At 39.0% G+C, this 5058-nt stretch carries 2 protein-coding genes and 2 pseudogenes; 2 read left to right on the top strand and 2 right to left on the bottom strand.

Annotated elements, in window-relative coordinates; translation table 11 throughout:
- Nucleotides 1-378 precede the first annotated feature (378 nt).
- Nucleotides 379-583: pseudogene (locus tag H6G40_RS22370) on the top strand (IS30 family transposase); the annotation flags it as partial.
- A 112-nt stretch (nt 584-695) separates the two neighbouring features.
- On the opposite strand, the gene H6G40_RS22365 reads toward H6G40_RS22370, so the two are convergent.
- Complete coding sequence (locus H6G40_RS22365) at nt 696-3317, bottom strand: O-linked N-acetylglucosamine transferase, SPINDLY family protein (RefSeq protein WP_069475303.1); 2622 nt, start codon at nt 3315-3317, stop codon at nt 696-698.
- A gap of 248 nt (nt 3318-3565) precedes the next feature.
- On the opposite strand from H6G40_RS22365, the gene H6G40_RS22360 reads away from it, so the two are divergent.
- Nucleotides 3566-4621 carry a Fe(3+) ABC transporter substrate-binding protein gene (locus H6G40_RS22360; protein WP_069475304.1) on the top strand — a complete coding sequence of 352 codons (1056 nt, stop codon included), beginning with the start codon at nt 3566-3568 and terminating at the stop codon, nt 4619-4621.
- A 29-nt stretch (nt 4622-4650) separates the two neighbouring features.
- On the opposite strand, the pseudogene H6G40_RS22355 reads toward H6G40_RS22360, so the two are convergent.
- Nucleotides 4651-4959 (bottom strand): annotated as a pseudogene (locus H6G40_RS22355) (DUF938 domain-containing protein); the annotation flags it as partial.
- Nucleotides 4960-5058 lie beyond the last annotated feature (99 nt).

Genomic DNA, 5058 nt, shown 5'->3' with positions numbered 1-5058 from the left:
TCGGACTGGTTGGCAAAATCCTCCAGTGTTTTTACCAAGAGTTGTCAAACAATCCGAAACTGGTTTGGAGAAATCATTAGTTATTTCGAGCGAAGGACAACGAGGCTCTTCGTTACTTGGTATGGTTTGATAGGGGGGCATAAATCGACTAAATCCTTATCTGGTAAAAGACTTAATTGATTAGTTCGCTCTAGATCGAAAATAATTGACAAAAATCGCTAAATGCCTTTCTATATAAGTGTTCCATCCCTTATAACCCCCGTCCATTGCATAACACAAACCGAAGAGCCGAGAGCATCAAGAATACCTATAGGGCCAGACGAGGAAAAAGAAAGAGTCGAAGCGGAGCGAAAAATAAGCGTGGCGCGATTCCGGAGCGTGGCAGCATTGGCCAAGAACAAAACCGCATCGGACATCAACCCTTGTCACCGAAAAACTTTTCCAAGAGATTCCCCCTGACAAAAGAAAAACCGACCCTTGTGACAAGGTCAAAGAATTTTGTGGACATCAAGAGTTGAGTCAGAAACTAGGAGCAGATTTTTATTTTACTACTCCTTATCATTCTTGGGAAAGAGGATTAAACACAGGGTAAGAGTATCTTAAATCCTTGACAAAATGAACTTTATGTGGTTCTCTTCCCCATACCCCACACCCCAACAAACTTTTTGCCGCAAACCCTATGTAACCCTAAAGTTTTATTTACCTTCTCCTACCACAGATTGATAAAATCTTTCTAGACTTTCTACGGAGGTTCGATCGTTAAATACTGTATCGATATTCATTTTAGTATAATCTTTGATTGTTTGTCGCCATTGATTATCTAAACCTAAACGGATAGCAATTTCAATATAGTGATTTTTATCGGTAGCAATTGTCTCGGTTATGCCTAATTTTTTCAAGATAGCATAGGAATGTCGTCCGCGCATAAATTCCCCCGGACAGGTAACAACTGGAAGCTGACAGGCAATTGCTTCGAGGGTGGTATTTCCTCCCGACCAACTTAAGTTATCTAAATAGATGTCTGCTAATAAGTTAAGCTGAAAATAATCATTTTGTTCTAATTGTGGCATCATTACCCCGTAATCTTGCCAATTGAGTCCATACCTATTAAAAGCTTGACTTAATCTCGACTGAAAGCAATGGGTCACAAATTCGCTACGATGACAGATAAAAATAAATTGGCTGTTGGTAACTTGTTGGGCAATTCTAGGAAAAATATCGTCATTTTCTGGCAGATATTTAAATAAACTCTGACAGTTTAAGTAGATGATTTTATCCTCGGCTAATCCCATCTCTAAACGAGTTTTTATCTGGGGAGGAAGCGAGGGTTTAGCATAGGCAATACCTAAATTGGATAAGCGAATTAATTTTTCACTGTAGTGATTATCTCCCTGCGTGGGTTCCATTAATTCACTGGAGATAAAATAATCAATGGTTGGTAATCCTGAGGTGATTGGATGTCCCCAAGTTACACATTGTACTGGAGCTAAACGCAATCCTGCTAGTTGGGTAGTACGAGCATCCATACCAATATCTAAATAAACGAGAATATGTAACTGATTATCTAAAATATTTTGAGCAATTTTTTCCATATTAACTAAATTATCAAACTGATAAAAATAATCACTTTGCTCTTGATATTCTCTTGTAAAATTATCGCAGGTGTTATTAATATCTATTCCATAACAGTAAATTTCAAATTGTTCTCGATTTCGCCACTGCAACCATCCTTGAAAGAGTTTCGCTACTGTGTGATGACGCAGGTGAGCAGAAATATAGCCAAGGCGAATTTTTCCCGTAGGCATGGTTCGGTTTTTTACCCAATTAGGAAAGTTTGCTGAGGCAATTTTATAAACCAATTCTCCATATTTTTTTTGTAGTTCTAAATCATTTTTGGCTTGATATTGAAGATAAAAATTAGTTCTTAATCCAATACTTTTCCACGCCTCCTGTTGTTGATTATTAGTGGTTAAATCAAGATTGGACAAGATATTATCTAACCGTTTCTCGTAGTTTGCTCGATATAGCATAATATCTGCTTGAGTTGTGTAAACTATCGGCATTAACCGCATTAATTCTAACTTCAGGGATAGGCGATCGGGAAGATACTCTAAAGCCGATTTAGTTGCTTGAATTGCCACCTCGATCGGATAATTATTTTGTAGTAACCAAATTAGGCGCAAATGTAAATCAATATTTTCTGGATGATAGTTAATGCCTTTTTTATACACTTCTAAAGCTTGTTTTTCTTCTTTAAGAATGAGATGGCAATGGGCGCAATTTAAATAAAAATTGCTGTCCTCTATTTTAATTGCTAATAATTTTTGATAATAGTTTAATGCTAATTGATAGATTTTTCTTTGATAAAAATAATCACCTGAGTAAAGATCTGCTCTTTTTTGGTCAGCTTGCAGAATTTCCCAAAGGGAGAGATTTTGACTAATTTCTCGTCTATCTCCTGCCAGTTGTTGGGCAGTTTTATAAGCATTTTTTGCTTCTGTCCAAGCTTGTTTAACTAAATAGACATTGCCTAAATTGATATAAAAAGGATAAAAATCTGCCTGGTTATTAATTCCCTGCTGATAGAATTTTTCGGCTGACTCTAGCTGCCCTAATCGATAAAATAAATTGCCCAGTTTATTATAAGCATCGACAAAATTAGCCTTGAGATCAATCGCTTTTTGATAAGCTGATAAAGCTGTATCTGAACGTGATTGTTTTTCTAGCACCATGGCCATGGTATAATGATATAAGGCTTGATTTTCCTCTAAGTTGATGGCTCGTGCCAAACAGTTAAAAGATTCTGTTAGTCGGTTAATTATATAGTATAAATATCCTAAATCGTGCCAGATGTAAGCTAATTGTTCACGCCAAGATAAAATTCTTAAGTAAAAGTCCTCAGCTAAAGTATATTCTCGCCGATTAATTGCCTCTTGCACCTCTTGAAGACAGGAGTTTATCGCAGTCAGGGCATAATTTTCTATCTCTTCATCCCCTTCTATTTCCTCTAATTCTAGCCACTGAAGATAGATTAATTTAGCTTGGCCAAACTGCCAGCAATCAAGATTTCTAATTATCTCTTTTTTGAGGAGCATAATTAAATCTTGACTAGACTCTGATTGTAATAGCCAAAATAACCAAATTTCTTGCGCTGTTGCTTGCTGCTCTAGCAGCAGATAAGCTAATCCCAGATAGGGATAATAATCAGTCACTTCCGGATGAACCGCCAGCACTTGCTGACAAAATAACAATAACTGATTATAGTCTTCCGATGCTAACATTAGCTCGATCGCTTGTTGGTGATCACTGTTGATCATTATCTTTCACTCTCGTTGCTCTCATTCCACAATACCCTCGATCGAGCTTAGGGTAACATTTTGGGCTTATTGAACTTAACTAGCGATAGATTCGAGGATTTATTAGCCCTATCAAAGCAAAAAACCCTGATTTTGCCTTGATTTTGCCCCATCTACCGCCCTAACCCGACAAGTAATTTCTCATATAGATAAGAATTATTCTCAATAGCTGTACAATAGGAAAAGACAACTTTGCCAAGAATCGAGCAATGAACGATAAAATAACTCGGAGAGTCTTTCTAGGCGCGGGAACAGCCACCTTAGCGGTAGCAGTGGGTCAATTAGGGAAAATAAACGAGGTTTCCGCCCAAACTAAACAATTAAACCTCTATTCCTCCCGTCACTACAACACCGACCGACGATTGTATGACAACTTCACCCGACAAACGGGAATAAAAATTAACCTGGTCGAAGGGGAAGCAGACCCATTAATCGAACGAATCAAAAGCGAAGGCCGCAATAGTCCTGCTGATATACTCCTGACAGTAGATGCCGGGAGATTATGGCGGGCCGACCAACAGGGAATTTTTGCCCCAGTCAATTCCCCCATTCTCACCCAAAGAATTCCCGCTCATTTGCGTCACCCCAAAGGTCACTGGTTCGGGTTTAGTAAACGCTTGCGGGTAATCATGTACAACAAAGACAGAGTTAACCCCAGAGAAATCGATTCCTATGCAGATTTAACCAATCCCAAATGGAAAGGAAAAGTCGTCACTCGGTCGTCTAGTAACATCTATAGTCAATCTTTTACCGCTTGGTTAATCGACATCCAAGGAGAAGCAGCCACAGAAAAATGGTGTCGGGGATTAGTGGCTAATTTTGCCCGTTCACCCCAGGGCAATGATAAGGCACAAATCGAAGCTGTAGCCGCAGGAATTGCCGATTTAGCCCTAGCTAACACCTATTACTTAGCTGGGTATGCCGAAGAAAAAGACCCCGCTAAACGGGCAATTTATGACCAAGTAGGCGTAATTTTCCCCGACCAAGCAGGCCGCGGCGCTCACGTTAATATTAGTGGTGGTGGTTTAATTAAAACCGCTCCCAATCGAGAATCGGCCATTAAATTTTTAGAATATCTTTCTAGCAATGAAGCACAGAACTTTTTTGCTAAGGGTAATCAAGAATATCCCGTGGTTCGAGGAGTTGCTTTAGACCCTGTTCTGGCAAAACTCGGACGCGGTAAAGAAGATACCGTTAGCGTGGCTAATTATGGTCCTAATTTAGCCAAAGCAGTACAGGTAATGAATCGCGCCGGTTGGAAATAAGTTATCAGTTATCAGTTATCAGTTATCAGTTAAGGCAATTGAAATAAAACCGAGAGATTATTAGCTGGCATAGGAATTACTTCTAACAATTGTAAACCTCGATCGCTCGCTGCTTGCACCACATCTTCTAAATTCCTAACTCCCCAAGCAGAATTTTGAGAACGGAGAGAAAAATCAAAGCTTTCATTACTAGGAGAAGTATGTTTTCCCTGTCGTTTATAGGGACCATAAAGATAGAGAATTTCCCCCGAACTAAGAATGCGACTCGCTCCTGCCATTAAAGCTAAACAAGCGGACCAAGGGGCGATATGAATCATATTAATATTAACAATAGCATCGCCAATTCAAAAATGAAACGCATCAACCTCAAGAGTTGACAAAGAAAGGCTCATCAGGTACTGTCTGATCATTAACAAAAACAAATCAGACCCAAAATG

Origin of the sequence: Microcystis viridis FACHB-1342 (assembly GCF_014698335.1) — a bacterium.
In the GTDB taxonomy this organism is placed as follows: domain Bacteria; phylum Cyanobacteriota; class Cyanobacteriia; order Cyanobacteriales; family Microcystaceae; genus Microcystis; species Microcystis ichthyoblabe_A.
The sequence above is the reverse complement of the archived record's forward strand: the minus strand, read 5'-3'. Positions and strand labels throughout refer to the sequence as shown.

Excerpts from the sequence above, each read along its gene's own strand:
- H6G40_RS22365 (WP_069475303.1), bottom strand. The coding sequence starts at position 3,317 with ATGATCAACAGTGATCACCAACAAGCGATCGAGCTAATGTTAGCATCG.
- H6G40_RS22360 (WP_069475304.1), top strand. The coding sequence starts at position 3,566 with ATGAACGATAAAATAACTCGGAGAGTCTTTCTAGGCGCGGGAACAGCC.